At 60.6% G+C, this 25,793-nt stretch carries 29 protein-coding genes; 18 read left to right on the forward strand and 11 right to left on the reverse strand.

The window, feature by feature from the left end; translation table 11 throughout:
• Positions 1-232: 232 nt before the first annotated feature.
• From RF819_RS13075 to RF819_RS13085, 3 genes are all read left to right on the forward strand, one after another.
• A complete protein-coding gene (locus tag RF819_RS13075; protein WP_078365397.1) occupies positions 233-1,102 on the forward strand; it encodes a molybdate ABC transporter substrate-binding protein in 870 nt (289 codons plus the stop codon).
• Entirely contained in the window at positions 1,099-1,773 is a 675-nt protein-coding gene (locus RF819_RS13080; RefSeq protein WP_078365398.1) for a molybdate ABC transporter permease subunit, read from the forward strand. The genes RF819_RS13075 and RF819_RS13080 overlap by 4 nt, the downstream gene beginning before the upstream one ends.
• A 158-nt stretch (positions 1,774-1,931) precedes the next feature.
• Positions 1,932-2,360: a TOBE domain-containing protein gene (locus RF819_RS13085; RefSeq protein ID WP_078365399.1), complete on the forward strand. Its 429-nt coding sequence runs from the start codon at positions 1,932-1,934 to the stop codon at positions 2,358-2,360.
• A 97-nt stretch (positions 2,361-2,457) separates the two neighbouring features.
• Here the strand turns inward: RF819_RS13085 and RF819_RS13090 are convergent, their stop codons facing one another.
• The 7 genes from RF819_RS13090 to RF819_RS13120 form a co-directional block, all read right to left on the reverse strand.
• Positions 2,458-2,946 (reverse strand): hypothetical protein, encoded by a 489-nt coding sequence (locus RF819_RS13090; RefSeq protein WP_078365400.1) that lies wholly within the window; start codon positions 2,944-2,946, stop codon positions 2,458-2,460.
• A 210-nt stretch (positions 2,947-3,156) separates the two neighbouring features.
• On the reverse strand, positions 3,157-3,429 hold the full coding sequence (gene cowN / locus RF819_RS13095) for a N(2)-fixation sustaining protein CowN (RefSeq protein WP_078365401.1): 273 nt from the start codon (positions 3,427-3,429) through the stop codon (positions 3,157-3,159).
• A gap of 6 nt (positions 3,430-3,435) precedes the next feature.
• Positions 3,436-3,687 carry an FmdB family zinc ribbon protein gene (locus tag RF819_RS13100; RefSeq protein WP_078365402.1) on the reverse strand — a complete coding sequence of 84 codons (252 nt, stop codon included), beginning with the start codon at positions 3,685-3,687 and terminating at the stop codon, positions 3,436-3,438.
• Positions 3,688-3,700: 13 nt separating this feature from the next.
• A complete protein-coding gene (locus RF819_RS13105; RefSeq protein ID WP_078365403.1) occupies positions 3,701-4,123 on the reverse strand; it encodes an ArsC/Spx/MgsR family protein in 423 nt (140 codons plus the stop codon).
• A gap of 10 nt (positions 4,124-4,133) precedes the next feature.
• Complete coding sequence (gene draG, locus RF819_RS13110) at positions 4,134-5,072, reverse strand: ADP-ribosyl-[dinitrogen reductase] hydrolase (RefSeq protein WP_078365404.1); 939 nt, start codon at positions 5,070-5,072, stop codon at positions 4,134-4,136.
• Positions 5,065-5,916: an NAD(+)--dinitrogen-reductase ADP-D-ribosyltransferase gene (locus RF819_RS13115; RefSeq protein WP_078365405.1), complete on the reverse strand. Its 852-nt coding sequence runs from the start codon at positions 5,914-5,916 to the stop codon at positions 5,065-5,067. Before RF819_RS13115 ends, draG begins: the two co-directional genes overlap by 8 nt.
• A gap of 132 nt (positions 5,917-6,048) precedes the next feature.
• Positions 6,049-6,657 carry a hypothetical protein gene (locus tag RF819_RS13120; RefSeq protein ID WP_078365406.1) on the reverse strand — a complete coding sequence of 203 codons (609 nt, stop codon included), beginning with the start codon at positions 6,655-6,657 and terminating at the stop codon, positions 6,049-6,051.
• Between the two features lie 416 nt (positions 6,658-7,073).
• On the opposite strand from RF819_RS13120, the gene nifH reads away from it, so the two are divergent.
• The 5 genes from nifH to RF819_RS13145 all read left to right on the forward strand — a co-directional run bounded on the left by nifH (position 7,074) and on the right by RF819_RS13145 (position 12,844).
• Positions 7,074-7,988: a nitrogenase iron protein gene (gene nifH / locus RF819_RS13125; protein WP_078365407.1), complete on the forward strand. Its 915-nt coding sequence runs from the start codon at positions 7,074-7,076 to the stop codon at positions 7,986-7,988.
• A 168-nt stretch (positions 7,989-8,156) separates the two neighbouring features.
• Positions 8,157-9,614, forward strand: a complete 1,458-nt coding sequence (gene nifD / locus RF819_RS13130) for a nitrogenase molybdenum-iron protein alpha chain (protein ID WP_078365408.1) — start codon at positions 8,157-8,159, stop codon at positions 9,612-9,614.
• 156 nt (positions 9,615-9,770) lie between these two features.
• Positions 9,771-11,327 carry a nitrogenase molybdenum-iron protein subunit beta gene (gene nifK / locus RF819_RS13135; protein ID WP_078365409.1) on the forward strand — a complete coding sequence of 519 codons (1,557 nt, stop codon included), beginning with the start codon at positions 9,771-9,773 and terminating at the stop codon, positions 11,325-11,327.
• A gap of 142 nt (positions 11,328-11,469) precedes the next feature.
• Positions 11,470-11,817 (forward strand): 2Fe-2S iron-sulfur cluster-binding protein, encoded by a 348-nt coding sequence (locus RF819_RS13140; RefSeq protein WP_078365410.1) that lies wholly within the window; start codon positions 11,470-11,472, stop codon positions 11,815-11,817.
• A gap of 325 nt (positions 11,818-12,142) precedes the next feature.
• Positions 12,143-12,844, forward strand: coding sequence for a GntR family transcriptional regulator (locus tag RF819_RS13145; protein ID WP_078365411.1), 702 nt, complete (start codon positions 12,143-12,145; stop codon positions 12,842-12,844).
• A 52-nt stretch (positions 12,845-12,896) separates the two neighbouring features.
• Here RF819_RS13145 and manD read toward each other — a convergent pair whose 3' ends face one another.
• Complete coding sequence (manD, locus tag RF819_RS13150) at positions 12,897-14,102, reverse strand: D-mannonate dehydratase ManD (RefSeq protein ID WP_078365412.1); 1,206 nt, start codon at positions 14,100-14,102, stop codon at positions 12,897-12,899.
• 227 nt (positions 14,103-14,329) lie between these two features.
• Between manD and RF819_RS13155 the strand changes: the two genes are divergently transcribed.
• From RF819_RS13155 to RF819_RS13200, 10 genes are all read left to right on the forward strand, one after another.
• Entirely contained in the window at positions 14,330-15,301 is a 972-nt protein-coding gene (locus RF819_RS13155) for a C4-dicarboxylate TRAP transporter substrate-binding protein (protein ID WP_078365413.1), read from the forward strand.
• 9 nt (positions 15,302-15,310) lie between these two features.
• Positions 15,311-15,802, forward strand: a complete 492-nt coding sequence (locus RF819_RS13160) for a TRAP transporter small permease (RefSeq protein WP_078365414.1) — start codon at positions 15,311-15,313, stop codon at positions 15,800-15,802.
• Positions 15,799-17,085: a TRAP transporter large permease gene (locus RF819_RS13165; RefSeq protein ID WP_078365415.1), complete on the forward strand. Its 1,287-nt coding sequence runs from the start codon at positions 15,799-15,801 to the stop codon at positions 17,083-17,085. Before RF819_RS13160 ends, RF819_RS13165 begins: the two co-directional genes overlap by 4 nt.
• Positions 17,086-17,286: 201 nt before the next feature.
• Positions 17,287-18,795 (forward strand): nitrogenase iron-molybdenum cofactor biosynthesis protein NifE, encoded by a 1,509-nt coding sequence (gene nifE, locus RF819_RS13170; protein WP_078365416.1) that lies wholly within the window; start codon positions 17,287-17,289, stop codon positions 18,793-18,795.
• Positions 18,796-18,823: 28 nt separating this feature from the next.
• Positions 18,824-20,212: a nitrogenase iron-molybdenum cofactor biosynthesis protein NifN gene (nifN, locus tag RF819_RS13175; RefSeq protein ID WP_078365417.1), complete on the forward strand. Its 1,389-nt coding sequence runs from the start codon at positions 18,824-18,826 to the stop codon at positions 20,210-20,212.
• A 104-nt stretch (positions 20,213-20,316) separates the two neighbouring features.
• Positions 20,317-20,727, forward strand: a complete 411-nt coding sequence (gene nifX, locus RF819_RS13180; RefSeq protein ID WP_078365418.1) for a nitrogen fixation protein NifX — start codon at positions 20,317-20,319, stop codon at positions 20,725-20,727.
• The gene (locus RF819_RS13185) at positions 20,724-21,218 is read left to right on the forward strand and encodes a NifX-associated nitrogen fixation protein (protein WP_078365419.1); all 495 of its coding nucleotides are present in this window, start codon (positions 20,724-20,726) and stop codon (positions 21,216-21,218) included. The genes nifX and RF819_RS13185 overlap by 4 nt, the downstream gene beginning before the upstream one ends.
• Before the next feature lie 2 nt (positions 21,219-21,220).
• Positions 21,221-21,415 carry a CCE_0567 family metalloprotein gene (locus RF819_RS13190; RefSeq protein WP_078365420.1) on the forward strand — a complete coding sequence of 65 codons (195 nt, stop codon included), beginning with the start codon at positions 21,221-21,223 and terminating at the stop codon, positions 21,413-21,415.
• Between the two features lie 26 nt (positions 21,416-21,441).
• Complete coding sequence (gene fdxB / locus RF819_RS13195; protein WP_078365421.1) at positions 21,442-21,753, forward strand: ferredoxin III, nif-specific; 312 nt, start codon at positions 21,442-21,444, stop codon at positions 21,751-21,753.
• Between the two features lie 115 nt (positions 21,754-21,868).
• Positions 21,869-23,254 (forward strand): MFS transporter, encoded by a 1,386-nt coding sequence (locus tag RF819_RS13200; RefSeq protein WP_200224458.1) that lies wholly within the window; start codon positions 21,869-21,871, stop codon positions 23,252-23,254.
• A gap of 36 nt (positions 23,255-23,290) precedes the next feature.
• Here the strand turns inward: RF819_RS13200 and amrS are convergent, their stop codons facing one another.
• From amrS to amrB, 3 genes are read right to left on the reverse strand one after another with little or no spacing between them, the layout of a single operon-like run.
• Positions 23,291-24,367, reverse strand: a complete 1,077-nt coding sequence (amrS, locus tag RF819_RS13205; protein WP_078365422.1) for an AmmeMemoRadiSam system radical SAM enzyme — start codon at positions 24,365-24,367, stop codon at positions 23,291-23,293.
• Positions 24,367-24,957 carry an AmmeMemoRadiSam system protein A gene (gene amrA / locus RF819_RS13210; protein ID WP_078365423.1) on the reverse strand — a complete coding sequence of 197 codons (591 nt, stop codon included), beginning with the start codon at positions 24,955-24,957 and terminating at the stop codon, positions 24,367-24,369. Before amrA ends, amrS begins: the two co-directional genes overlap by 1 nt.
• Positions 24,947-25,759 (reverse strand): AmmeMemoRadiSam system protein B, encoded by an 813-nt coding sequence (gene amrB / locus RF819_RS13215; RefSeq protein WP_078365424.1) that lies wholly within the window; start codon positions 25,757-25,759, stop codon positions 24,947-24,949. Before amrB ends, amrA begins: the two co-directional genes overlap by 11 nt.
• Positions 25,760-25,793 lie beyond the last annotated feature (34 nt).

Genomic DNA, 25,793 nt, shown 5'->3' on the forward strand with positions numbered 1-25,793 from the left:
GTCTCGCCGGAAGTGTCTGGCAGTTTTCGTCATTGCGATGTGTACTAAGCGACATAACGATACCAAAAAATGTCGGGTATGCCACACAAATGTCAAATGGAAGTGCCTTTTTGCATGGCATTCAACTTGCGATGTGACCCTATCGCTATAGCAATGTGGCTATGACGACACAGCTTGCCCTGGGTGAGACTGCCTGGGTGGGATACCAAGTGTGTTTGGAGAGCCTTGCCTTATGAAACCTTTGTCCTGTCTGTCTGCGGCGCCCATCGGGCGTGGTCGTAGTCTGTTCAACCCGCGTGCTCCGGCGGCGCCTGACCGCCCGAACCGGCGCCAGGTCTTGTTGGGTGCAGCCGCTGGTGTCCTGTGGCTAGGACTCGCCCGCAGTGCGTCTGCGCAGGCGCAAGCTGCACTCTTGGTGCTGGCCGGTGCCGGGTACAAACGCCCGGTCGAGGCCTTGTGCGCCGCCTTCACCCAGGCCACCGGGCTGGTGGTGGAGCGCAGTTATGGCAATCTGCAGCAGATGTTTGCCCAGGCGCAGGCCAGTGGCCGGGTGGACGTCCTGGTGGGGGACGCCAGTTTCATCGACCAGGCGCAGGGCCTGCAGTTGCCCCGGCGTGTGGCCCTGGGCCAAGGTATCTTGACGCTGGCCTGGCGGCGCCATCTGCCGGTGCCGGATGGTTTGAGCGGCTTGGCGGGGCTGCGGCAGATGCTGGCGCAGCCGTCCTGGTCGGTGGCTTTGCCCAACCCGCAGCAGGCCGTTTACGGCAACGCGGCCAAACAACTGCTGCAGGCGCAAGGCCTGTGGCAGGGTCTGCAGGAACGGTTGAAGGTGGTGGCGACGGTGCCGCAGGTCAGTGCCTACCTGAGCTCCGGTGAGATTGACCTGGGTTTTGTGAACCTGACCGAGGCCCTGGCGGCCAAGGACCTGTTGGGTGGTTTTATCACGCTGCCCAGTGGCGATGGCAGTTATGCCGAGGTGGCCATTGTGGCAGCGATGGCTGAGGCATCAAAATCGACGCTAGCCCTTACCAATACTCAGCAGTTTGCTCTGTTTTTGGAAACACCTGTGGCGCGCGGCATTTTGCGCCGTGCGGGTTTGTGAACCTGTCGCCAGACGCCTGGGCGGCTTTGGTTTTGAGTGGCCGACTGGCCTTGTGGGTGACGCCTGCCTACGCACTGGCCGGGGCCCTGCTGGCCTGGGCGCTGGTGTTTGGCCTGAAACGCCCGGGCTGGCTCGACGCGCTGGTGACGATCCCGATCGCGTTCCCACCGGTGGTGATCGGTTTTGCCCTGTTGTGGCTGCTCGGGCGCCAGAGTCTGCTGGGCCAGACGCTGGTCGAACTGGGTGTGGGGTTTGTCTTCAGCTTCCAGGGCCTGTGGCTGGCGGCCTTTATTGCAGGTTTGCCGCTGGTGGTCAAAACACTGCAGGCGGCCCTGCAAACGCAGCCGCGTGACTGGCATGAAACGGCGTTGACGCTGGGGTGCAAACCCTTTGCTGCCTTCTGGCTGGTGCATCTGCCGATTGCCCGCAGCGCCTGGCTGACCGGCGTGTTGCTGGCGCTGGCGCGTGGTTTGGGTGAGGTGGGCATCAGCCTGATGCTGGGCGGCAACATCCTGGGCCGAACTGAGACGTTGTCGCTGGCGATTTTCAACGCCGTCACCACCGGGGACTACGCGCAGGGTGCGCTGCTGAGCGCGTTGTTGGGCGGCTGTTGCCTGGGCCTGCTGATGCTGGTGCGTTGGCTGCAACCCAGGCCAAGCCGCTGCGTCTGACGGTGCACTCAGGCACTTTATTTTGAGTTTGTTTGTGTCACATCAAGCTGGCTAGCAGCGTATCCGAGACGTTGTGCTTGCAAAGACCGAACGGGTTGGCACACCATGGGTTGCCACGCCAAATGCGGGCTTTTTTTATCAACCAAGAAAGTAGAAAAATGGCTATCAGCGCAAGAAACCTGTTCAAAGGCAAAGTCACCGCCCTCAAAGAAGGCCCGATCCACGCCGAAGTGGAAATCACCACCACCGGAGGCGACAAAATTGTGGCCACCCTGACCGAAGCCAGCGTGAGCTCTTTGGGCCTGGGCATCGGCAAAGAGGCGGTGGCGGTGGTCAAAGCCCCCTGGGTGACCTTGCTCACGGGCACACCGGAGTACCGTTTCAGCGCCCGCAACCAGCTCCAGGGCACGGTCAGCGCCTTGCTCAAGGGGGCGGTTAACTGCCAGGTGACGGTGGCTTTGCCGGGTGGCTCCACCGTCAGCGCGATGGTCACCAATGCCGCAGCGGCCGAACTCTGCTTGGCTGAGGGCACACCGGTCACGGTCCTGTTCAAGGCCAGCCACGTGTTTGTGGGTGTGCCGGTCTGAAGGCGTTCACCTCAGCGCCTGCACAAACCCAGCGCCGGGTGGCGCAGGCGCGTTAACAGCCAGGCCTGGCGTGTGGCGCGGGCCTTCAGGGGCGGGCTTAGCGTGGCATGGTGGGTGACAGCACATAACGGGTGTGGACCCCGCCGGGCTTAATCCGGTCCACCGTGGTGTGACACACCAGCCAGCGGCCATCCAGCAAACGCCAGGCCGTCTGCGACTCGGTGTACACCGGGGCTTCGTAGAACACATCGTCGTCGTCCGAGCGCAGATCGGTCAGCACAAAGTGCGACGCACAGTAACAAGGCTGCTGGTGTTGGTCGCAGCCGGTGACCCGGCCCGCCCGTAACTCATAGTCCTCAAACACCTGAAAGCGCAGCGGCACCACCACCAGCGCCTGCAGCGCAGTCGGTAACTCGTCAGACCAGGCCACCTGGGGCTGGCTGGCAAACGGGCAGGGCGCATGGACATCGTGAGACGGTTTGACAGCAGGTGCCTGGAACATGCCAACCTCCAACAGGGTTCGGCGGATGGCATGGGCCAGCGCCGGTGGTGAAACAGGGGTGGGCAGATGGCGCAAAACCGACACGTGCCCTGGTCGCTGTATACAAAAGCAAATAACGCGCCCGAGCCCCATGCTTTGTGAGATTCACAAGTCATTTTGGCGCCTAGCCCTTTTGCATCAAGGGCTAAGTGCTCTGAATTGGAGAGTATCTGGCGTGTTCGGCGTGCACCCAAGGCCGTCGCCGTTGTGTGACAAAGCCGCCAAAACAGCGGCGCCCAGTTCAGTGCCGGGCGCTCAGAAACACTCGGTTTCGAGCTGGTCAAGCCAGGCCAGACCGGTCTCGTCGTGTCGGGCCTCCAGCAGCTCGCGGATCTGGTTGACAAAACTCGACAGCAGCAACTGGTCGTCGTAACGCATACCTTCGGTGGCGTTGCGGCGCTGGAAGAAATAGGCCCAGAATGGGTCGTTTTGCCCCTGGGTGTGGGCCTCGATGCGGGCAATCATGCGGGCGGCCTGGCCGTCGAAATCAATGCCTTTGAAGCTGCGGTAGCGGTCAACGGTGTTCATGTCAGATCAGATGTTTTTCTTGCCTTGCAGCAGTTTGGCTTTGTCGGATGGGCTGTAGTTGTCAAACAGGCCCTGGGCGGCGGCAACACGGCGGTGTGCCATACGGATGGCTTCGATCTTGCCGGCCGGGGCAATCGGCGAGACACATTTGGTCAGCGCCACGCTGGCGCAGGCTGGACAGGCGGGGGTGCTGCCAGAGCGCACCAGCGCCTCAAAGTGGTGGCCGCAGGCCTGGCATTGGTAGTCATACAGGGGCATGGTGATCTCCGGTTCAAAGGGGTGAGCTGCAGTGGCCTGCGGCAGCGGCGCAGCCTTCGAGCGAGCCAGGCTGTGGCGCCTGTTCACCCAGGCCGACCCAGGCGTGCACCGCAGCGGTATCAAAGCCCACCATGCGTTGCTCACCCACAGCCATCAACGGACGACGGATCAGCAAAGGCTGTGCCAGCAGCAGCGCCAGCGCGGCATCGGCGCTGAGCGACTCTGGCACCACCTCGCCGGACTTGACCTGGGGTGCCGCACGGTTGAACCAGTCCGGCACCGCCAGAGGGCTCAAAAACAGGAGCAGCTCCTCCTCAGTCCATGGGGTCAGGAGCAGGTTTTTGACATCAAGGGTGTGGTGGGCGGCGAGTAACAAAGCCTTTTGTCTGGCGTTGCCGCCACAGCCGGGTTTTTCATAAAAGCTGATGTGTGCCATGGCGAGGTTCTCAAGAGGAGGGGGTGTTTGGCGCGGGCTTCACACTGGCCGCCAGCGCCAGCAGACCATAGGTCTGGTCGGTGATGGCGCGTACCACGTCGGGGCGCAGGCGTTGCAACCAGCGCGACGGCAGTCGGGTGGCACCACAGCGGGCACCGGCCAGCATGCCCAGCAGCGCGCCGGTGGTGTCGGCGTCGTCGCCCTGGTTCACCGTGGCCACCATCGCGGCCTCGAAGTCCTCGTGTTGGGTCAGGAAGTACAGCACGGTCTGCACCGTGTCGACCACATAGGCGGTGGCGCGGCCCCGGTAGGGGGTGAAGCCAAAACTCGGGTTGTTGGCCACCCACTGGGCCACCCAGGCCTGGCAGCTTGGGTGGCTGGCGCCGGTGAGCAGCAGGCGCAGCAACTGGCCCAGGCCCAGCGTGGCGGCATCGGACAAGGGGTGGTGGTGGGTGAGGCGCGCCTGAGTGATCGACAGGCGCTCAAACAAGCCGTCGTGGCCCAGGGTGGCCAGCACGGCGGGCAGGTTGCGCATCAGCGCGCCGTTGCCGCCGTCACCGGGGTTGAGTTCACCCGAGAGTGTGCCCTCGTGCATGAAGCGCATGATGCCGCGACGGCAGGTGTTGCCACAGTCCACCGGTTTGGCCTTGAACCACTGCACATAGGCCTGGCCGATGCGCCGGGTCAGGGTCTCGTCGCCATGTGCATGGGCGATCAGCGTGGGCGCACCCGCTTGCAGCAGCGCCTCACCGAGGGCCAGGCTCATGGTGGTGTCGTCGGTGACCTGACCACGCGCCAGTTTGAGCCAGCCACCACCAACGATGTCGCGGTGCACACCGTATTGGTGGGCGATTTCGCGTGGGCGCATGAACTCCACCGTGGCGCCCAGTGCATCGCCAATGGCCAAACCGAGGTAAGCGCCCAGGGCGCGGTCGAGGGGTTCACGCATAACGTGCCGTGACCTCGTAGTTGCCACCCAGGGCCAGCACCTCCTGCTCACCCTGCAGCACCTGGCCCGGCAAGAGGCCGGGAAAAACCAGCACCTTGCATACCGGCACCTGCACCTCAAACACCCAGTCGCCAAACACCGAGGCGTCCTGCGCACTCAGACTGAACGACACCAGGTTGTTGAGCCGCACGGTGCAGCACCGGTTTTGCAGTCGGCCATGGATCACCTGCTCTTCACAGCGGTTGCTGCCACGCCAGAGCTGCAGGTGTTTGCTCTCTGGTGTGACCCCCGGCAGCAGGCCACGGCGCAACGCCCATTGGCAGAACTCGTACAGCAGATCGAGTTGCTGGTGGATGTTGTTATTGTTGTGACGGCTGGCGGTTTTTTCCTGCAAGTAGGTCACCCAGGCTGGCGAGGGGAAACGCACCAGAGGCGCTTTGTGAAAACTCGGCACCAGCCCAAAACGGCTCTCGACCCAACCCTTGAGCACCGCACCCGCCACACCGTTGGCATCCATGCCCCAGCCCTGCAGCAGCTTGCGCCAGCTGCTGTGCCAGCGCCGCTGCTCCGAGGCGCCCATGCTGCGCAGCTCATCCGCATCAGGCTTGCGCAGTCCAAACGCAATCGCCATGTAGTGGGTGAACATGTCCTGCGCCTCGCTTAGGTCCTGGCTGCGTTCCAGCAGTGCAAACAGCCCCATGTGCGACTCACGTGTGCCCGCAATGGCCAGGGGCACCGGGTGGCCGTTGAACGCCGCGCTGCCGAGTAAGAGCGAAGGCACCCCCACCAGGTTGGTGCCGTACCAGCGCTGGGGCTGATCAAGTTCATCGGAGTCGACATCCATGAACAGTTTTTCACGTTTGAGCGAATGGATGGCGTCGCGACCAGCCCGATGTCAGAGCGAGAAGCACAGCCGTACTTCCATACGGCGAGCATCGCAGGCGCAAGATCGGGTTGCGCAGCAGGAAGCCACCGCTCAAACAGGACGGTTCTCGTTGGGGTTGCGCACTGGTCCCATCAGCGCCAATCCTTGCTCGTAGCTGATGCTCTCAAATTTGGCGCTGAACTTAAGGGCGGCATTGGCCACCGCGTCGAGCTTGCCAGCGGTGTCCTTTTTCTTGAGGTCGTTCTTCTCCAGGTACAACAAGTCCAGCAACTCGTTGTAAACGGTGGACTCCAGAATCGGCAACACGTAGAAGGTGGCGTTGTTGTAGGGCACCTGGTATTTCTTGGACAGGTCGATGTTGTCGCAAAACAAGAAGTACTTGCCGTTGGCGCTCAAGGTGTCGCCCAGCACCTCGGCCACGTCCTTGAGACTCTCAAAACTCAGCAGGTAACCGGCAAAAAACGGCACAAAACTTTCGCCCACATTGGCAATCGCCATGACCTGGGGGCACATCAGCTCGGGTGGGCGCGCCTCGTCGGCCAGCTTGGGGGCAAAACGCAGCGCCAGCTCACCCCGAAAACCAACGCGGCCGGGCACGCCGGTGATCGCTTTGTGCAAGGGGTTGAGCAGCCGCCCTTCGTTTTCAAGGCGGGCAAAAGCGGTGTCGTCGATCTCTGGTCGGGCGAGGGTGGCGGTCATGGGAGGTCCTTTGGGTGGTTGAGCTGGCAGTGATAGCTTTGATACAAGCCCCTCTCTAACTGCAATGACCGTACCAACCTGAAACCCGCTGCAAACCCGACACAAACACACATCCCAAGCGCTTACGACCGGGATTTTTGCGACACGGTCAGGGGTTTTGTCGGGAAGTTAACAAAACCCGGAAAGCCAGGTTTTTGCCCTGAGAAAAACAGCTTTTCCCAATGAAAACAGGGTGTGACACCGGCTTTGAGGCGTGGCCCAAACGGCATGGCACGGAAGCTGCAATGAACAGGCTGCGCGGGCTCACATCCAGCCAAACGTGACTACAAGAAGAAGACCATCGGACACGCCAGGCAGACACAAGTCGCGGCTACGCAAGCTTGGTTCTTTTAACCCTTCCTGATTGGAGTACTGCAATGGCTAAACTTCGGCAAATCGCCTTCTACGGCAAAGGTGGCATCGGCAAATCGACCACCTCCCAGAACACCCTGGCAGCCTTGTCTGACCTGGGCCAGAAAATCCTCATCGTTGGCTGCGACCCCAAAGCCGACTCCACCCGTCTGATCCTGCACGCCAAGGCGCAGGACACCATCCTGTCACTGGCCGCCGAAGCGGGTTCCGTGGAGGATCTGGAGCTCGAAGACGTGATGAAGATTGGTTACAAAAACATCCGTTGTGTTGAATCCGGTGGCCCAGAGCCAGGTGTTGGTTGCGCTGGCCGCGGTGTGATCACCTCGATCAACTTCCTCGAAGAAAACGGTGCCTATGACGGTGTGGACTATGTGTCCTACGACGTGCTGGGTGACGTGGTGTGTGGCGGTTTTGCCATGCCGATTCGCGAAAACAAGGCGCAGGAAATCTACATCGTCATGTCCGGCGAAATGATGGCCATGTACGCGGCCAACAACATCTCCAAGGGCATTCTGAAATACGCCAACTCGGGTGGTGTGCGTCTGGGTGGCCTGGTGTGTAACGAGCGCAAGACCGACAAGGAATACGAACTGGCCGACGCCCTGGCGGGCATGTTGGGCAGCAAGCTGATCCACTTTGTGCCACGTGACAACGTGGTGCAACACGCCGAACTGCGTCGTATGACGGTGATCGAATACGCCCCTGACTCCAAGCAGGCCGGTGAATACCGCACGCTGGCGCAGAAGGTCCACAACAACGCGGGCAACGGCACCATCCCCACCCCCATCACGATGGACCAGCTCGAAGACATGCTGATGGAGTTCGGGATCATGGATGTGATCGACGAATCCCTGGTCGGCAAGGCCGCCGCAGAACTGGCCGCTGCCCAAGCCGCCGCAGCGCAGCTGGCTGCCGCGTAATTGGCCCACCCCCCGTTGCTTGCTCACTGCGTGTAGCCGCATCCCCCCTCAAGGGGGCGGCCCCAGCGGCCTGGCATAGCCAGATCCGCGGGGCCCCTGGCAACGCTGTATCTCGCTGACCGCAGTACCGCTAGCAACGCCTACTTTTTTATCACCGGAGTTACCACCATGACCGCCACCGTTGAAGAGCGCAAGGCCACCAACAAGGCCCTGATTGAAGAAGTGCTGAAGGCCTACCCCGAAAAAATGGCCAAGCGGCGCGCCAAACACCTCAGCACTTTTGAAGAAGGTCGCCCCGATTGCGGGGTCAAGTCCAACATCAAGTCGCTGCCTGGCGTGATGACCATTCGTGGCTGCGCCTATGCGGGTTCCAAAGGGGTGGTCTGGGGCCCGATAAAGGACATGGTGCACATCAGCCATGGCCCGGTCGGGTGTGGCCAGTACTCCTGGGCCAATCGCCGCAATTACTACATTGGCACCACCGGCATCGACTCCTTTGTGACGATGCAGTTCACCTCTGACTTCCAGGAGAAGGACATTGTTTTTGGCGGCGACAAGAAGCTCGACAAAATCATCGACGAGATCCAGGTGCTTTTCCCGCTGAACAAAGGCATCTCGATCCAATCCGAGTGCCCGATTGGGCTGATTGGTGACGACATCGAGGCCGTCTCCAAGAAAAAGAGCAAGGAGTACGAAGGCAAGACCATCGTGCCCGTGCGTTGTGAAGGTTTCCGGGGTGTCAGCCAGTCGCTGGGCCACCACCTGGCCAATGACGCCATCCGCGACTGGGTGTTCGACCGCACCGACACCGGTCACACCTCGCAGTTTGTGTCGACACCGTATGACGTGGCCATCATTGGTGACTACAACATCGGTGGTGATGCTTGGTCCAGCCGCATCCTGCTCGAAGAAATGGGTCTGCGTGTGATCTCGCAGTGGTCCGGTGACGGCACCATCGCTGAAATCGAGAACACCCCCAAGGCCAAGCTCAATGTGCTGCACTGCTACCGCTCGATGAACTACATCAGCCGGCACATGGAAGAAAAGTACGGCATCCCATGGGTGGAGTACAACTTCTTTGGCCCGAGCAAGATCGAAGCCAGCCTGCGCGAGATCGCCAGCCACTTTGACGACAACATCAAGGCCAAGGCCGAAGAGGTGATTGCCAAGTACAAACCGCTGATGCAGGCTGTCATCGACAAATACAAACCCCGTCTGCAAGGCAAGAAAGTGATGTTGTATGTGGGCGGTCTGCGTCCGCGTCACGTGATTGGCGCCTACGAAGACCTGGGTATGGAAATTGTGGGCACCGGCTACGAGTTCGCCCACAACGACGACTACCAGCGCACCACCCACTACGTCAAAGACAGCACGCTGATTTATGACGATGTGACGGGTTACGAGTTTGAGCACTTTGTGGAAGGCATCAAGCCCGACCTGGTGGGCTCAGGCATCAAGGAAAAGTACGTGTTCCAGAAGATGGGTGTGCCGTTCCGCCAGATGCACAGCTGGGACTACTCCGGCCCCTACCACGGGTATGACGGCTTTGCCATCTTTGCCCGTGACATGGACATGGCGATCTCCAGTCCGGTCTGGGGTTTGACCAAGGCCCCCTGGAAGAAATGACTCCCCCCGTTGCTTGCTCGCTTCGCGTAGCCGCCTCCCCCCTCAAGGGGGCGCATCCAACGGCCCGGCAAAGCCGGTTCCGTGGATGCTCTGGCCGATGCGCGGCGAAGCGCGCTGAACGGATCAACCCACGCCCACTACCTTTAGGAGCCCACCATGCCTCAAGTTGCCGACAAAGTCATTGACCACGAAATGTTGTTTCGTGAACCCGAGTACCAAGACCTCTTCGAGAAGAAGAAGGCCTTTGAATTCAACCATTCCGAAGCCACCATCGGCCAGACCGTGGAGTGGACCAAGACCGAAGACTACAAACTCAAAAACTTTGCCCGCGACTCGCTCGTGGTCAACCCGGCCAAGGCCTGCCAGCCGCTGGGTGCGGTGTTTGCCGCCAACGGGTTTGCCAAAACCCTGAGTTTTGTGCATGGCAGCCAGGGTTGTGTGGCGTACTACCGCGCCCACTTCTCGCGCCATTTCAAGGAGCCCACCAGCTGTGTGTCGTCCAGCATGACCGAAGACGCTGCGGTGTTTGGTGGCCTGAACAACATGGTTGACGGCCTGGCCAACGCCTACAGCCTGTACAAGCCCGACATGATCGCGGTGTCCACCACCTGTATGGCCGAGGTGATTGGGGACGACGTTGACGCCTTCATCAAAACCAGCAAACAAAAGGGCAGCATTCCCGAAGAGTTTGACGTGCCGTTTGCCCACACCCCAGCATTTGTGGGCAGCCACATCACCGGTTACGACAATGCCCTGCTGGGTGTGTTGCGCCACTTCTGGGATGGCAAGGCCAAGACCACTGAGCCGCTGGTGCGCGTGCCCAATGACAGCATCAACTTCATCGGTGGCTTTGACGGCTTTGTCGTCGGCAACATGAAGGAAATCCGCCGCATTTTTGACCTGTTCGGTGTCCAGGTGAACATCATCTGTGACCCGTCCGAGAGCTGGAACACGCCCACCGACGGCGAGTTCCGGATGTACGCCGGTGGCACCACCAAGGAAGAGGTGGTGGCCGCCCTGCACGCCAAGGCCACCATCGTGTTCCAGGAATTCTGCTGCGAAAAAACCAGCAAATTCATCGCTGAACACGGCCAGGAAGTGGTCACCCTCAACGCCCCGGTGGGTGTGGCGGGTACCGACAAGTTCCTGATGGAGATCTCGCGCCTGACCGGCAAACCGATTCCAGCCGAGCTCGAAAAAGAACGCGGCCAGCTGGTGGACGCGCTGGCCGACAGCCAGGCGCATTTGCACGGCAAAAAGTTTGCCCTGTACGGTGACCCGGACCAGTTGCTGGGCTACGCCGCCTTCCTGCTCGAACTCGGTGCCGAGCCGACCCATGTGTTGTCCACCAACGGAACCCCCGAGTGGGCGGCCAAGGTGCAGGCGCTGTTTGATTCCACGCCGTACGGCAAGGGTTGCAAGGTGTATCCGAAGCGCGACCTGTGGCACCTGCGCTCGCTGCTGTTCACCGAACCGGTCGATTTCCTGATTGGCAACACGTATGGCAAGTTCCTCGAGCGCGACACCAAGGTGCCGCTGGTGCGCTTGGTGTTCCCGATCCACGACCGCCACCACCACCATCGTTACCCCACCTGGGGGTATGAAGGCGGCCTGCGGGTGCTGGTGATGTTGCTCGACGAGTTCTTTGAAGCACTCGATGCGAACACCATGGCCATCGGCAAGACCGACTACAGCTACGACATCGTCCGCTAAGGGGCCGCATCCGTCTATTGCGCGGGCCGATCATGCGTCTGCAGTCCTCGCCGTACGAGAGTACGGCTGCGGGCTTCAACGCAAGCTCGACAACGACGGCTGCAGCACCTCAAGGGCTTCCTGCAAACCAATTGAGAACATCATGGCGAACGTAACTTTTAGCTCTCCTCGAATGAAAAAAGACCTGACGGTGTATGCCGTGGCAGGTGACACCAAGACCTTGCTCGCCGTGGCCAAAGCCAATAACGTGCCGCTGCAGTCCGAGTGTGAAAACGGCGAATGTGGCTCCTGCCAGGTGCAGGTGTCGGTGTTGTCGGGCAAAACACCGATTGGTGTGGCGCTGACCGAAAAGGAAAAACTGGTGCTCAAGCTCGCTGGCAAGATCACCGCCCAGCAGATCGCTGATGCCGAGACCAAAGACCTGCCTCCCCCGTGGCGGCTGGCCTGCCAGATGGTGGTGCGCGACGAGGACATTCTGGTCAAGTTTTGACCCCAAAACACCGGTTCACGGGTGCCCCGTTTGGCGCGCTCACCGTGGCATTAAAAAACGCAGAGGGCAGACCAGTTGGATCTGCCCTGTTTTATATGGAAAAAGTGCCTCTAGCCCTTAATCTATAGGGGCTTGTAGCAATTGATTTCATAGCGTTGTGTGGCTACTGCGTTGGCCACGCAGCGCGCTTGGCTGGTGCGTGGTGGCTTTCCCCGCATGGCACAGGAACGGCAGACGGTGGTATGGAGCCAACACCTGCCATACAAGAGCCAACTTGCTGCCTTCAGAAGGCCTGTTTTGTCAAGCCAGGTGCGATACTTGAGCCATGCGTTCGAAAACCAAATCCGTTCGCGCTTTCCAGCACGTTGAACCTGTCTCCATCGGCACCCAGCTGCATCGGCACCTGCGCGGCGCCATCATCCGTGGTGAGTTGCGCCCGGGTCAGGCCCTGTCTGAATCTGAAATCGCCAAACGCTATGAAACCAGCCGCCAGCCGGTGCGCGAGGCCTTCATCAAACTGGCCGAGGAGCGGCTGGTGGTCATCTTGCCCCAGCGGGGTACTTTTGTGATCAAGATCTCCGTGGCCGACGTGCTCGACGCCCGTTTTGTGCGTGAAGCCATCGAGGTCGCTGTGGCTGAGGAGGCCGCCACCTCGGCACCGCCCAGCGCCATCCAGGACCTGCGTGATTTGATCGCACAGCAAGCCAAGGTGGCGCCCGGTTTGAACGAGGAGTTTCTGGTGCTTGACGAGGAGTTTCACCGCACCATTGCGCTGTCGGTGCGCCGCACCTACGCCTGGCGCATGGTGGAGAGCATCAAGGCGCAGATGGACCGCATCCGTTACCTGAGCCTGGATGACGCCACGCCCATCCACCTGATCATCGAGCAGCACAGCCGCATTGTCGATGGCATTGAGGCGCGTGACCCGGTGGCGGCGGCGGCGGCCACCCGCGCCCATCTGCGCGAAATCATTGTCTCGCTGCCCGATATTGCGGCGCAGTTCCCGGATCTGTTCGAGTCAGCCTGAGCGGACTGCGGCACACTGCTGACCCGGTGTCAGCAGCGGCCGAATCACGCTTTTACCAATTCCACAAGGTGCCGTCTTCCAGGCGGGCCACCGGCAGGTAGGCTGGCTCGTACGGGTATTTCTTGGCCAGTTCCTCGTCGATTTCTACACCCAGCCCTGGTTTGTCACCCGGGTGCATGAAGCCATCCTTGTAGCTCCAGCCACATTGGAAGACGTCCATGGTCTGTTCGTGGTAACCCATGTACTCCTGCATGCCGAAATTGGGCGCCCACAGGTCAAAGTGCAGCGCGGCACCCATACACACGGGTGACAGGTCGGACGGGCCGTGGCTGCCGGTGCGCACCTGGTACATCGCGGCAAAGTCAGCAATACGGCGCATGTGGGTGATACCGCCCGAGTGGGTGATCGTCATGCGGATGTAGTCGATCAACTGCTCTTCGATCAGCTGTTTGCAGTCCCAGATGCTGTTGAACACCTCACCCACCGCAATCGGGGTGGTGGTGTGCTGGCGGATCAGGCGAAACGCCTCCTGGTTTTCAGCTGGTGTCGGGTCTTCGAGCCAGAACAGGCGTGAGTCTTCCACCGACTTGCCCAGACGCGCGGCTTCAATCGGTGTCAGCCGGTGGTGCGCATCATGCAGCAGGTGGGTGTCGAAGCCAAACTTCTCGCGGATCGCTTCAAACAGCTTGGGCACAAAATTCAGGTACTTTTCGGTGTTCCAGACCTGTTCTTCAGGCCAGCCTTTGGTGGCGGGCTCATACGCTCCGCCTTTGGACACGCCGTAGACCGATTTCATGCCCGGCACGCCGCACTGGGCGCGAATCGCCTTGAAGCCTTTTTCCTGGTATTTGGCAAAGGCGTCCAGCGTTTCAGGGATGTCGCGGCCGGTGGCATGACTGTAGACCATCACGTGTTCGCGGGAGGCGCCACCCAGCAACTGGTAGACCGGCATGTTGGCCAGCTTGCCCTTGATGTCCCACAAGGCCATGTCCACGGCGGCGATGGCCGACATGGTGACCGGGCCACGGCGCCAGTAGGCACCTCGGTAGAGGTATTGCCAGATGTCTTCGATCTTTTGTGGATCGCGCCCGATCAGCAAGGGGCAGACATGGTCTTTCAAATACGACGCAACCGACAACTCGCGCCCGTTCAGCGTGCCGTCCCCGAGACCGGTCACACCCTCATCGGTCGTGATTTTCAAGGTCACAAAGTTGCGGCCAGGGCAGCAAACAATCACTTCGGCATCAATAATTTTCATCACATCACTCCTGTTCAAATCAATTCAGACAGAGGGAAAAGCTGGTTCAGCCGATCACGCTGGCACGTGAATCCGGAGCCTCAAAACCACTGCGGCAACCACCTAACTTTCCCATCAAAAAAGTGCAAATATGTTGCAAGCTCTCGAAAAGTATACTACCATACAAGTGCCAGCGGGGTAACCGCAGGGCAGCAAGTTTCAAACACCCAACGATCGAGGAAGCAACTATGAAGAAGATCAAATTGTTGTCATTAACAGCCGCCTGCGTTTTGCTGGCCGCTGCGGCCCACGCGGCAGATTTCAACCTGAACGTGAGCTCGTCCCTGACAGTGGATGACCCGATGTTCAAGGGTCTGCAGCAGTTCAAGGATGGTGTCGAGAAGAACTCGGGCGGCAAGATTTCTGTCCGTTTGTTCCCCAGCTCTCAGCTGGGTTCAGACGAAGACGTGCTTGAACAAGCCCGTTCCGGTGCCGGTGTGGCGGTGCTGGTGGACGGTGGCCGTCTGGCACCGTTTGTCAAAGAGTTTGGTGTGCTTGGCGCGCCCTACCTGACCCACGGTTACACCGAAATGCGCAAAGTGGTGACCTCGCCGTTGATGGACGACTGGAACAACAAACTGCGTGCTGCCAGTGGCCACCAGATCCTGTCCTTCAACTGGTACCAGGGTGACCGCCAGTTGTTGACCATGAAGCCGGTCAAAACACCCGCCGATCTGGCTGGTGTGCGTATGCGTACCCCTGGTGCGCCGGTCTGGCTGGAAACCGTTCGTGGCCTGGGTGCGACCCCCACCCCGATGCCTTGGGCAGAGGTCTACTCGGCCCTGCAGATGAAGGCCATTGACGCCGCTGAAGCACAAGCACCTGCCACCTACGGTCAGCGCCTGTTTGAGGTGGTGAAGTACATCACCAAGACCGGCCACATCAGCCTGATCACCGGTTTGGTCGGCTCCAAGATCTGGTTCGACAAGCTGCCAGCCAATCTGCAAAAAGTGGTGCACGATGAAGCCCTCAAGGCCGGTGATACCGCGTCCAAAGCCACCATCGACTCCATTGGCAACTATGAAAAGCTGATGCGCGAAAAAGGTGTGCAGATTGTGGACATCGACACCAAACCTTTCGTGGCCTCCACCAGCGTGGTCTACGAGAAGCTGGGCTACACCGATCTGCGCAAGCAGGTGAATGCTGTATTGGCCAAGTAAGGACGTTTTGTGGCACATCTGCTATTTAAGCTGGAGGAACGCCTGGCGATGGCGTTCTTTGCAGCCACCTCTATCTTTGTACTGATCGGGGCTGCCACCCGGACGGCGGGTGTGCCCGTCATCTGGGCAGTGGACCTGGCCCAGCTCAGTTTTGCCTGGGCGTGTGTGCTGGGCGCTGATCTGGCGCTCAAGAAAAACACCCACATCGAAATCGACATCCTGACCCGCAAGCTTCCGCGTTCGGTCAGGAAGGTGTTGGCCATCATCTGGTTGATCGCCATCGCCTTTTTCCTGGGCTTCCTGGTCTGGTATGGCACCAAGCTCACACTGCAAAACATGGAACGTGTGCTGGGTGATGTCGGTATCAGCTACAGCTGGGTCACCGCGTGTATCCCGGTGGGTTCATTCCTGATGCTGGCCACCGCTGTCACACGTTTGTGGCGCGGTCTGACCGGGCGCGAGGTTCTTTCACTTGAAGGTCATGACGGGACGGCGATATGAGCGGCATCCTTACTCTTCTATTTTTGGTGCTGATGTTCCTCGGCATGCCGGTGGCGTTTGCGATTGGCATCTCGGCCGTGATGTTCTACATCTTTGGCCCGGTTCCGCCTGAAATTGCGGTTCAGAAAATTGCCACCGCAACCCAGTCCTTTCCGTTGCTGGCGGTGCCTTTGTTTGTGTTTGCCGGGCATTTGATGAATGCCTCGGGCATCACCAGCCGTTTGATCTCCTTGTCCACCGTGCTCACCGGCTGGATGCGTGGTGGTCTGGCGCAGGTCGCCATCATGCTCAGCGCCTTGATGGGGGGTGTGTCGGGCTCGGCCGTGGCCGACGCTGCGATGGAAGCCCGCATTCTGGGACCGGACATGATCAAACGGGGCTACACCCGTGGTTACACCAGCGCAGTGATCGCGGTGGGCTCACTGATCACCGCCACCATTCCGCCCAGCATCGGGCTGATCCTCTACGGCTTCATGGGCAATGTGTCCATCGGCCGCCTGTTTGTCGGCGGTATCGTGCCAGGCGTGTTGATGACCATTGTGCTGATGAGTGTGGCCTACATCGTGGCACGGCGCCGTGGTTACACCGCCGAGCTCGCCAAACCGCCAACGTTCAAAGAGATCGCGAATCGCATGTGGGAATGCAAATGGGCGCTGATGTTCCCGATCCTGCTGATTGTGGGGATCCGTTACGGGATCTTCACCCCCTCAGAGGCCGGTGCGTTTGCGGTGGCCTACGCGATTTTTGTGGGTATGGTGATCTACCGTGAACTGTCACTTGACGCACTGCTGAATGCGCTGCGCCATGCGGTATCAGACATCGGCATGATCATGCTGATCATCATGTTCTCGTCGATGATCGGTTACATGATCACACTCGAAGGTGTGCCTCAGGATGCGGCGTCCTTCCTGGTGGGCATCACCGAGAACAGGATCGCGCTGATGCTGTTGTTGATCACTTTCATCATTGTGCTGGGCATGTTCCTGGAGGCCACTGTGATTGTGCTGTTGGTGACCCCGATCCTGATGCCCATCATCATGCGTGTCGGCATTGACCCGGTGCATTTTGGTCTGGTGATGATGACCTGCGTGACCTTGGGCGGCATGACACCACCCGTGGGTGTGGCGATGTTCACCGTCTGCGGCATTCTCAAATGCCCGATGGACGAGTACATCAAGGAAGCGTTCCCTCTGCTGGCTGCTGTGATCGGTTTGGTGATCCTGATGATTGTGTGGCCGACCAGTGTGTTGTACTTGCCCAACCTGGTGTTTGGTGCGGGTTAAGACCTGACTGTCCCCCGTCAACGGCCCCCTTGTTTGAGCACTGTCTCGGCAAGGGGGCTTTTTTTTGTCGCAATTCCTTCAAACCTGCCAAATTTCCAGCCCAAGAAGGACAGTCCGAGCCAATAACACCGGTCTGATGGCCATTTGACCCTGGCACCAAAAATGCGATGACTCCTGCATTCACCCCATCAGGAGTATTCCATGTCGACTTTGCTCAAGGCCAGGATTGCCGACGTGTTTGAAGAACCTGGTTGTGACAAGAACCAGGGCAAAAGTGAGAAGGAGCGCAAAAAGGGCTGCACGGCACAGCTTGCACCCGGTGCTGCGGCGGGTGGCTGCGCCTTTGATGGCGCCAAGATCGCCTTGCAGCCGATTGCGGATGTGGCGCACTTGGTACACGGCCCCATTGCTTGTGAAGGCAACTCCTGGGACAACCGGCACAGTGCCTCAAGCGGCCCGCAGATTTACCGCACCGGTTTCACCACCGACATCAACGAACTCGATGTGATCTACGGCGGTGAAAAACGCCTGTTCAAATCGATCCGCGAAATTCTGGAGAAATACGACCCACCTGCGGTGTTTGTTTACCAGACCTGTGTCACCGCATTGATTGGTGACGACATCGAAGCGGTGTGTCAACGCGCCAGCGAGAAATTTGGCAAACCCATCATCCCGGTCAACGCGCCGGGTTTTGCGGGCATCAAAAACCTGGGCAACAAACTCGGTGCCGAGGCGCTGCTGGACTATGTGATTGGCACGGTGGAGCCCGAGTTCACCACCCCCTATGACATCAACATCATTGGTGAATACAACCTGGTGGGTGAGTTGTGGCAGGTCAAACCGCTGCTCGACGCCTTGGGCATCCGTATCTTGTGTTGTATGGCCGGCGATGGGCGGTACAAGGAAATTGCCAGCGCGCACCGGGCCAAGGTGAACATGATGGTGTGCTCCAAGTCGATGATCAACATCGCCACCAAGATGGAGAAGCGCTGGGGCATTCCTTACTTTGAAGGTTCTTTCTACGGCATTGGTGACATGAGTGACAGCTTGCGCCAGATCGCCAGACTTCTGGTGCAGCAAGGCGCGCCGGACGAATTGCTGGGCCGCACCGAGCGTCTGATTGCCGTGGAAGAAGCGCGTGCTTACCAGCGCATCGAGCAATACAAACAACGCCTATCTGGCAAACGGGTGCTGTTGATCACCGGGGGGGTCAAGTCCTGGTCGGTGGTGGCGGCGCTGCAAGAGGCCGGGCTTGAGATTGTGGGCACCAGCGTCAAAAAATCCACCAAAGAAGACAAACAAAAGATCAAGGAGATCATGGGGGATGACGCCCACATGATCGACAACATGACCCCGCGCGAGATGTACAACATGTTGCGTGATGCCCGCGCCGACATCATGCTCTCTGGGGGGCGCAGCCAGTTCGTGGCGCTCAAGGCGCGCATGCCCTGGCTCGACATCAACCAGGAGCGTTACCACCCCTATGCCGGTTACGAGGGCATGGTCGAGCTGGTGAGTCAGATTGACCGCGCCTTGTCCAACCCGGTCTGGCAGCAGGTGCGCATGCCCGCGCCCTGGGGCGACGACGGTGAGACCCTGGGTGCGGTGGCGACAAGCGCGCCACAGGCGACTGACCAGCAGGCCACCCGTTTTCTGTCTGAGGTCGCCGCCCATGCTCTGGGGCTGGTGCCAGAAGAAGTACCGGCCTGAATGAGGCTTCACCCGAGACGCTTCCTCCATGGCACACGTTGTTGACATCAAAAAAGCCTGTGCGGTCAATCCGCTCAAGATGAGCCAGCCGCTCGGTGCGAGTCTGGCCTTTCTGGGTTTGGACGCCTGTATGCCGGTGATGCACGGTTCGCAGGGCTGCACCTCGTTTGGCCTGGTGCTGCTGGTGCGCCATTTCAAGGAAGCCATCCCTTTGCAAACCACCGCGATGAACGAGGTGACTTCGATTCTGGGTGGCTACGACAACATCGAGGCGGCCTTGCTCAACATCCGCAAACGTGCAGCGCCGCACATCATTGCGATCTGCTCCACCGGTCTGACCGAGACCAAGGGTGACGATGTAGAGGGCTACCTCGTCACCATCCGCAAACGCCATCCCGAACTGGCCGACACCGAGATTGTGTATGCCTCGACACCCGACTATGTGGGTGGTTTTGAGGATGGTTACCGTGTTGCGGTGACGGCCATCGTGCGCACGCTGGTCAAGCCCCTGCCGCGCCAAACCGACCAGGTGACCCTGTTGCCGGGCAGCCACCTGTCGCCCGCTGACATCACCGAGTTGCGCGAGATCATCGAGGCCTTTGGCCTGTCGGTGATTGTCCTGCCCGATGTGTCTGGTTCGCTGGATGGCCATATACCGCCGGACTGGCGAGGCACCACCCTGGGCGGCACCTCGCTGCAGGACATCCGGGCAGCCGGTGCCTCGGCACTGACCTTGGCAGTTGGTGAGCAGACCCGCGAGGCAGCCTTGGCCTTGCAAGACATTGCCGGGACACCATTCGAGATGTTTGACCGGCTCACCGGCCTGGAAGTCAATGACCGCTTTCTGCAGTGTCTGTCCCAACTTTCTGGACGCCCCGTCCCCGCCAAATACCGCCGCCAACGCAGCCAGCTGCTCGACGCCATGCTCGACGGCCATTTCTACACCGGTGGTATCAAGGTGGCGATGGCTGCTGAACCTGACCTGCTGCTGGCGGTGGGCAGCCTGTTACACGAGATGGGCGCAGAACTGCGCTGCTGTGTCAGCACCACCAAATCAGCCTCACATGCACTGTTGCCCGCACCAACGGTGATCTTGGGTGACCTTGAAGACCTGGAGCGCGGCGCGGCAGACTGCGACCTCATCGTGACCCATTCCCATGGTCGCCAAGCCGCCGAGCGGCTGGACAAACCGCTGCTGCGTATTGGCTTTCCGGTGTTTGACCGTGTCGGCAACGCCCACCGCTGTTTGGTGGGTTACCGCGGCACCATGGCGCTGATTTTTGAGGTGGCCAACCTCATGATCGACCAGATCAAACACCACCACGCCGATGACTGGCCGCTGAGCCCCGAAGCGCTGCGCGCCGCCGCCCCTGTTGCCACACCCACCCCAACCGGTCTGGCTGTCGCCAGCGCCTGAACCACCCCAGGAGGAACCATGAGCCCCCTTGATCACCGTGTGATGTATTTGCCTGCCCCGGATGGGGTGGGCCTCAGCCCTCAGGCATGTTGGCAGGAGGCCCTATGAAAATTGCCTTCGCGACCCAGGACAAGGAACGGGTCGATGCACATTTTGGCTGGGCCAAAAGCATCGTGGTGTATGAGGTCTCGCCCACCGGGCACCATTTTGTCGAGAGTTTTGAGTTTGGCGACAAGCTCGAAGAAGACGGCGACGAGGACAAACTCGCGCCCAAACTCGAAGCCATCAAGGACTGCGCCATCGTGTATGTGGCCGCCATTGGTGGCTCAGGGGCCGCGCGTGTGGTGGCCATGAAGATCCACCCGATCAAAGTCCCGCAGCCCGAGTCCATCACCGGTATTCTGGACAAGCTCCAGGTGGTGCTGCAGGGGACACCGCCCCCTTGGTTGCGCAAGGCGCTGGCCAAGGACGGCGTGCGCACCTTTGACTTTGAAGAAGACGAGGTGGCCCCATGAACGAACAGAGCACCCTGGACATCCCCACCGAGCCAAGCAGCGACGAGGCCTATCTGGGTACGCCTTTTGTGCAGCAACTGATCAAGCAGTTGCGTGCGCAGGACATGAATGGCACCTGGGACAACAAGAGCGACCTGCAGCTGCTCAAACCCTTTATCCACACCGCCGAGGAGCGCCGTGCGCTACCGATCCTGGGGGACCCTGACCCTGAGACCTTGTGGCGCCTGGAGCTGTTCTACAACGCCATTGCGGTGGCCATCGAACGTGAAACAGGGCAGATGGTGTCGCCCATGATGAAGATGAGCCACGAGGGTTTTGGCCGCATGGTTTTGCTGGCAGGCCGTCTGGTGGTGGTCAACAAACAGCTGCGCGATGTGCACCGCTTTGGTTTTGCTTCGCTTGCCAAACTGTCCGAGGCGGGCACCAAGTTTCTGAACGAAGCGGTCACCATGATCCGGACCTACCCCGACGTGGCGCAATACGGAGCCTGACCATGGACATTGAAGAACGCAAGGCGCAGCTGAAAAAACTCAATGCCCGCGCCACCCAGGCCAAGATGGACCTGCATGACCTGTCTGAAGAATTGCCTACCCACTGGGAAAAAATCCCCGAGGTGGCGCAGCGCTGTTTTGAAGCCCACGTCTTGCTGATGGACGCACGCAAAGCCCTGGCAGCGGCCGAGGCCTGAGTACATTCCTAGAAAGAGAACCCACCATGAGCACCCCCTTCAGCGTCACCCTGCCCAGTGGCGAAATCTGGATTCCGGCCTTTGTCACTGCCATCGATGACGAGAAGTGCATCGGCTGCGGCCGCTGTTTCAAAGTGTGCCCGCGCGGCGTGATGGAACTGGTCGGCCTGACGGAAGACGGCGAGCGTATTGCGGTAGATATGGACGACGATGACGACGATGGGGAATACGAGAAGAAGGTGATGACCCTCGCGCACCAGGAGCTGTGTATCGGCTGCACCGCCTGCTCCAAGATCTGCCCCAAGAAGTGTTACAGCCACGCGCAAGCCAGTCTCTGAGTCTGCACGAGGTCTTCGCGCCCGCAGGGCACAGCGGGTGCTGAGGAATCAAAACGCCCAAAAACTATACACTGCCAGCTTTTCAAATGGCTTGTTTGTAATGAGTGGGGTTTTGATGTCGTCTGTTTCCATCCCGGCCGGTACACCAGCGTACCGGCGACTGATGACGGTGCTGTTTATTGGTGTTTTCATGTCGGCCTTGGACACCGCCATCATTGCACCCGCCATCCCCGCGCTTCGGGAGGCTTTCCAGATCGACAACCGGCGTGTGGGCCTGGTGATGATTGCGTTCATCCTGGCCTCGCTGTGCAGCACCGCACCGCTGGCCAGCCTGGGTGACCGCTATGGCCGTCGCCCCATCTACCTGATCAGCATCTCGCTGTTTGCCCTGGGCTCCCTGGTGATTGCGCTGGCGCCCACCTTTTGGGCGGTGGTGCTGGGACGGGTCATTCAGGGCATGGGTGGCGGCGGCATCATCCCAACAGCCAGTGCGGTGATTGCCGACGCTTTGCCGCCCAAGGAGCGTGGCCGTGCGCTGGGGCTGATTGGTGCGACCTACGGCATGGCCTTTGTGCTGGGCCCGCCGCTGGCCGGTCTGGTGATGGTGACCCTGGACTGGCACTGGATCTTCCTGGCCAACCTGCCGATTGCGGCCTATGTGCTGTTTCTCGGGGCGCGTGCCTTGCCCAGCCAGCGCCCGGCGGGTGTGTTGCCTGCGCTGGACTGGCGCGGCATTGTGGTGCTGTTCCTGCTGTTGTCGGCCCTGGTGGCCAGTGTCACACGCGTGCTGGACGACATGAGCGGGCAGCGTGTGTGGCCCTTCACGCTGGCCGCGCTGATAGTTTTGTTGCCTTTGTTCGTGTGGGTGGAAAAGCGTGCCGAGCAGCCGCTGATTCCGATCTCGATGTTTGCCAACCGGCAGCTGTCACTGACCTATTTTCTGACGCTGGGGGCCGGTTTTGGCATGGGCAGTGTGGTCTTCTTGACCTCCATCGCCACCTTGGCGTATGCGGTGGCGCGGCAGAACGCCGGTTTTGTGCTGCTGCCGATGGTGCTGTGTTCGATCATCGGCTCCATGGGCGCCGGGCGTTTGCTCAATCGCCTGGGCGCGCGCGTGTTGATCGTGGCTGGTTTTGCCCTGCTGAGTCTGGGGTACGGTGCTTGCGCCTACACCGGCTTTGGTTTGTGGGGCTTCCTGCTGGCCACCATGCCGGTGGGTTTGGGGGTGGGAGTGGTGGTGAGTGGGGCGCTGCGAACCATCGCCATCGAAGAGGCGCCCTTGGCCTTTCGTGGCACAGCGCAGGGTCTGATCAACATCTGCACCAGCATCGGCACCTTGTTGTCTGCCGCCACCATTGGCGCTTTGGCCGACTTCAGTGGCCAAGGGGCTGCGGGTTTCAGCGTGGCCTATGAAGTGGTGGCGGTGCTGATGGCGGGCATGCTGTTGTTGGCACTGGGTTTGCGCAAAAACAGCGCAGCCCTCAAGCCCGCCAAGGTGTGAGTCAAGGCGTCGCCAGACGGCGCCTGGGGGGCGTTTTCAGCGCCCGATGGTGATGGGAATGCGCTGCCGCCCAAAATCACCACCTGCCGCATCAAAGCGCCCGGCCAGGGGCGCACCACAGTCGGGGCAGCGTCCATCGGGTCTGAGCCGGTAAGACTTGATCTGGTACCAGTCGCGCACAATCAGCGGCGCCTGGCAAGCCGGACAAAACGTGGTGTCACCGTCGACATGGTGCACATTGCCGGTATAGACGTGGTGCAAACCGGTGTTGAGCGCAATGTGGCGAGCCCGCACCAGGGTGGCGGGTGGTGTGGACGGCACGTGACGCATCTTGTGGTCAGGATGAAACGCTGAAAAATGCAGCGGCACGTCCGGCCCCAGTTCCTGCAACACCCAAGCCGACAGCGCGGCCAGTTCTTCGTCCGAGTCATTCTGGCCAGGTATCAAAAGCGTTGTTAGCTCAAGCCAGACCTGGGTCTCATGCTTCAAATAGAGTAGTGTTTCGAGCACCGGTTGCAGGTGTGAGCCGGTGAGCTGGACGTAAAAGTCGTCACTGAACGCCTTCAAGTCAACATTGGCCGCATCGATCTTGGTGTAAAAGTCGCGGCGTGGCTGATCGTGCATGTAACCAGCCGTCACCGCCACGGTTTGCACCCCGGCCGCATGGCAGGCATCGGCCACATCCATCGCGTATTCCGCAAAAATCACCGGGTCGTTGTAGGTGAAGGCCACACTTTTGCAGCCGTGCTGAACAGCGGCGCTGGCGATGGCCTCGGGCGAGGCGGGGTCCATCAGCCGGTCCATGTCCCGTGATTTGCTGATGTCCCAGTTCTGGCAGAACTTGCAGGCCAGGTTGCAGCCAGCCGTGCCAAACGACAACACGCTGCTACCCGGGTGAAAGTGGTTCAGCGGCTTTTTCTCGATCGGGTCGATGCAAAAGCCCGATGAGCGCCCGTAGGTGCTCAGGACCATCTGGTCACCCTCGCGTTGGCGGACAAAACAGGCTCCGCGCTGGCCTTCGTGCAGCCTGCAGTCGCGCGGGCACAGGTCACACTGCAGGCGCCCGTCGGGCAGGCTGTGCCAGTACCGTGCCGGATAGCAGGGGCTGGACATCAGTCCCTCCTGTTGCGTGACGGCTCATGCCAGGACTGGACCGTGTAGCGTTGCAGGCGCACACCGGCATCCCAGAAGTTGGCAGGCAGACCGGCCTTGCGTTTGAGCTGTGCCATGAAGTCGTGGGCCTGCGGCAACTGCGCCCAGACCTGCGGCAAAAAGGTGCTGCGGTGGGGGCCAAACGCAAACACCACGCCGTCCACGCCGGGTCGCAACTGGGCCAGCGCATCGGCCTCATCCACAAACGGCATGGCTTGCATCGGTGACAACAGCGAGACCTCGATGTCCGTGTGCGCCAGTTCGGCCAGGCTCAAGGGTGCGAAGCGGGTGTCTTGCAGGGCGGCAGCCACCGCATTGGCCTGCACATCGGCCCGCAGGCTGCGTCGCGCCTGCAATGAACCGACACAGCCGCGCAACTGCCCGTGCTGGGTCAGCGTGACAAAGCAGGCGCCTGGGTCGAGCAGCCCGGCGACATCGTCTATGGCGTCGACCGGTTGGCCCAGGGCGGTGGAGATGCTGGCGCGGGCCAGGTGCAGCAGGCTGTCTCCCAGGGCCTCGGAACAGCCGCACGGTGCGGGTTCAGTTTGCATGGTCCACCTCCATGAACGCCACGGCCGCATAGCCCACCACACGCGCCAAGTCGCCCGCGGTATCTCCCGAGTTGCACATCCCGAGCAAACGGGGCTGCAGGCCATGGTGCCGGGCCGCCAGCAGCAGGCCGTTGATGGATGTGCCGCCACAGGCTTGCTGTTGGCTCAAGGGGCCATCCAGACGCAGGATGGCCTGCATGGTCTGGCTGTCGGCCTGTTGCGCGGCGCGATAGGGCAGAAAATGGGACAGATCGGAGCTGACAACCAGCAAGGTTTCCGGCCCACCCCACAGCCGTTCCAGAACCTCGGCAACATCCTCGGCGCTGGCATGGCCCACCACCAGGGGCACCAGTTGGAAGTCGTCCAGCACGGTTTGCAAAAAGGGCAGCTGCACTTCCAGGGCGTGCTCGTGGGCATGGACCGAGCGACTCACCACCACCTGGGGCAGCTGCGCGAGTTGCGCCACCGCCGCCCGATCTATCGCCACCTGACCGAGCGGGGTGGCCAGGGCGTCGTCATCGGGCAGCGCCAGGCCGCGCACCGGCACCCTATGCGCCGGACCCAGCAGAACCACACGTCTGATGCTGTGACGTGCGGGTGCCAGCCGGGCGTAGGCCAGCGCAGCGGTTGCGCCAGAGTAGATGTAGCCAGCGTGTGGCACGATCAGGGCTTTGGGCACCGGGCCAGCTGATCCGATGTGGGATGGCACCTCGGCCAACAAGGTGCTGACCTCATGCGCCAAGGCGGCGGCTTGGCCGGGGTAGAAGCTGCCTGCGACGGCGGGCTGACGGACCGAGTTCATGAACGCACTCCCAGTGCAAGGACTGCCCCCACAG

Origin of the sequence: Rhodoferax fermentans (assembly GCF_002017865.1) — a bacterium.
In the GTDB taxonomy this organism is placed as follows: Bacteria; Pseudomonadota; Gammaproteobacteria; order Burkholderiales; family Burkholderiaceae_C; genus Rhodoferax; species Rhodoferax fermentans.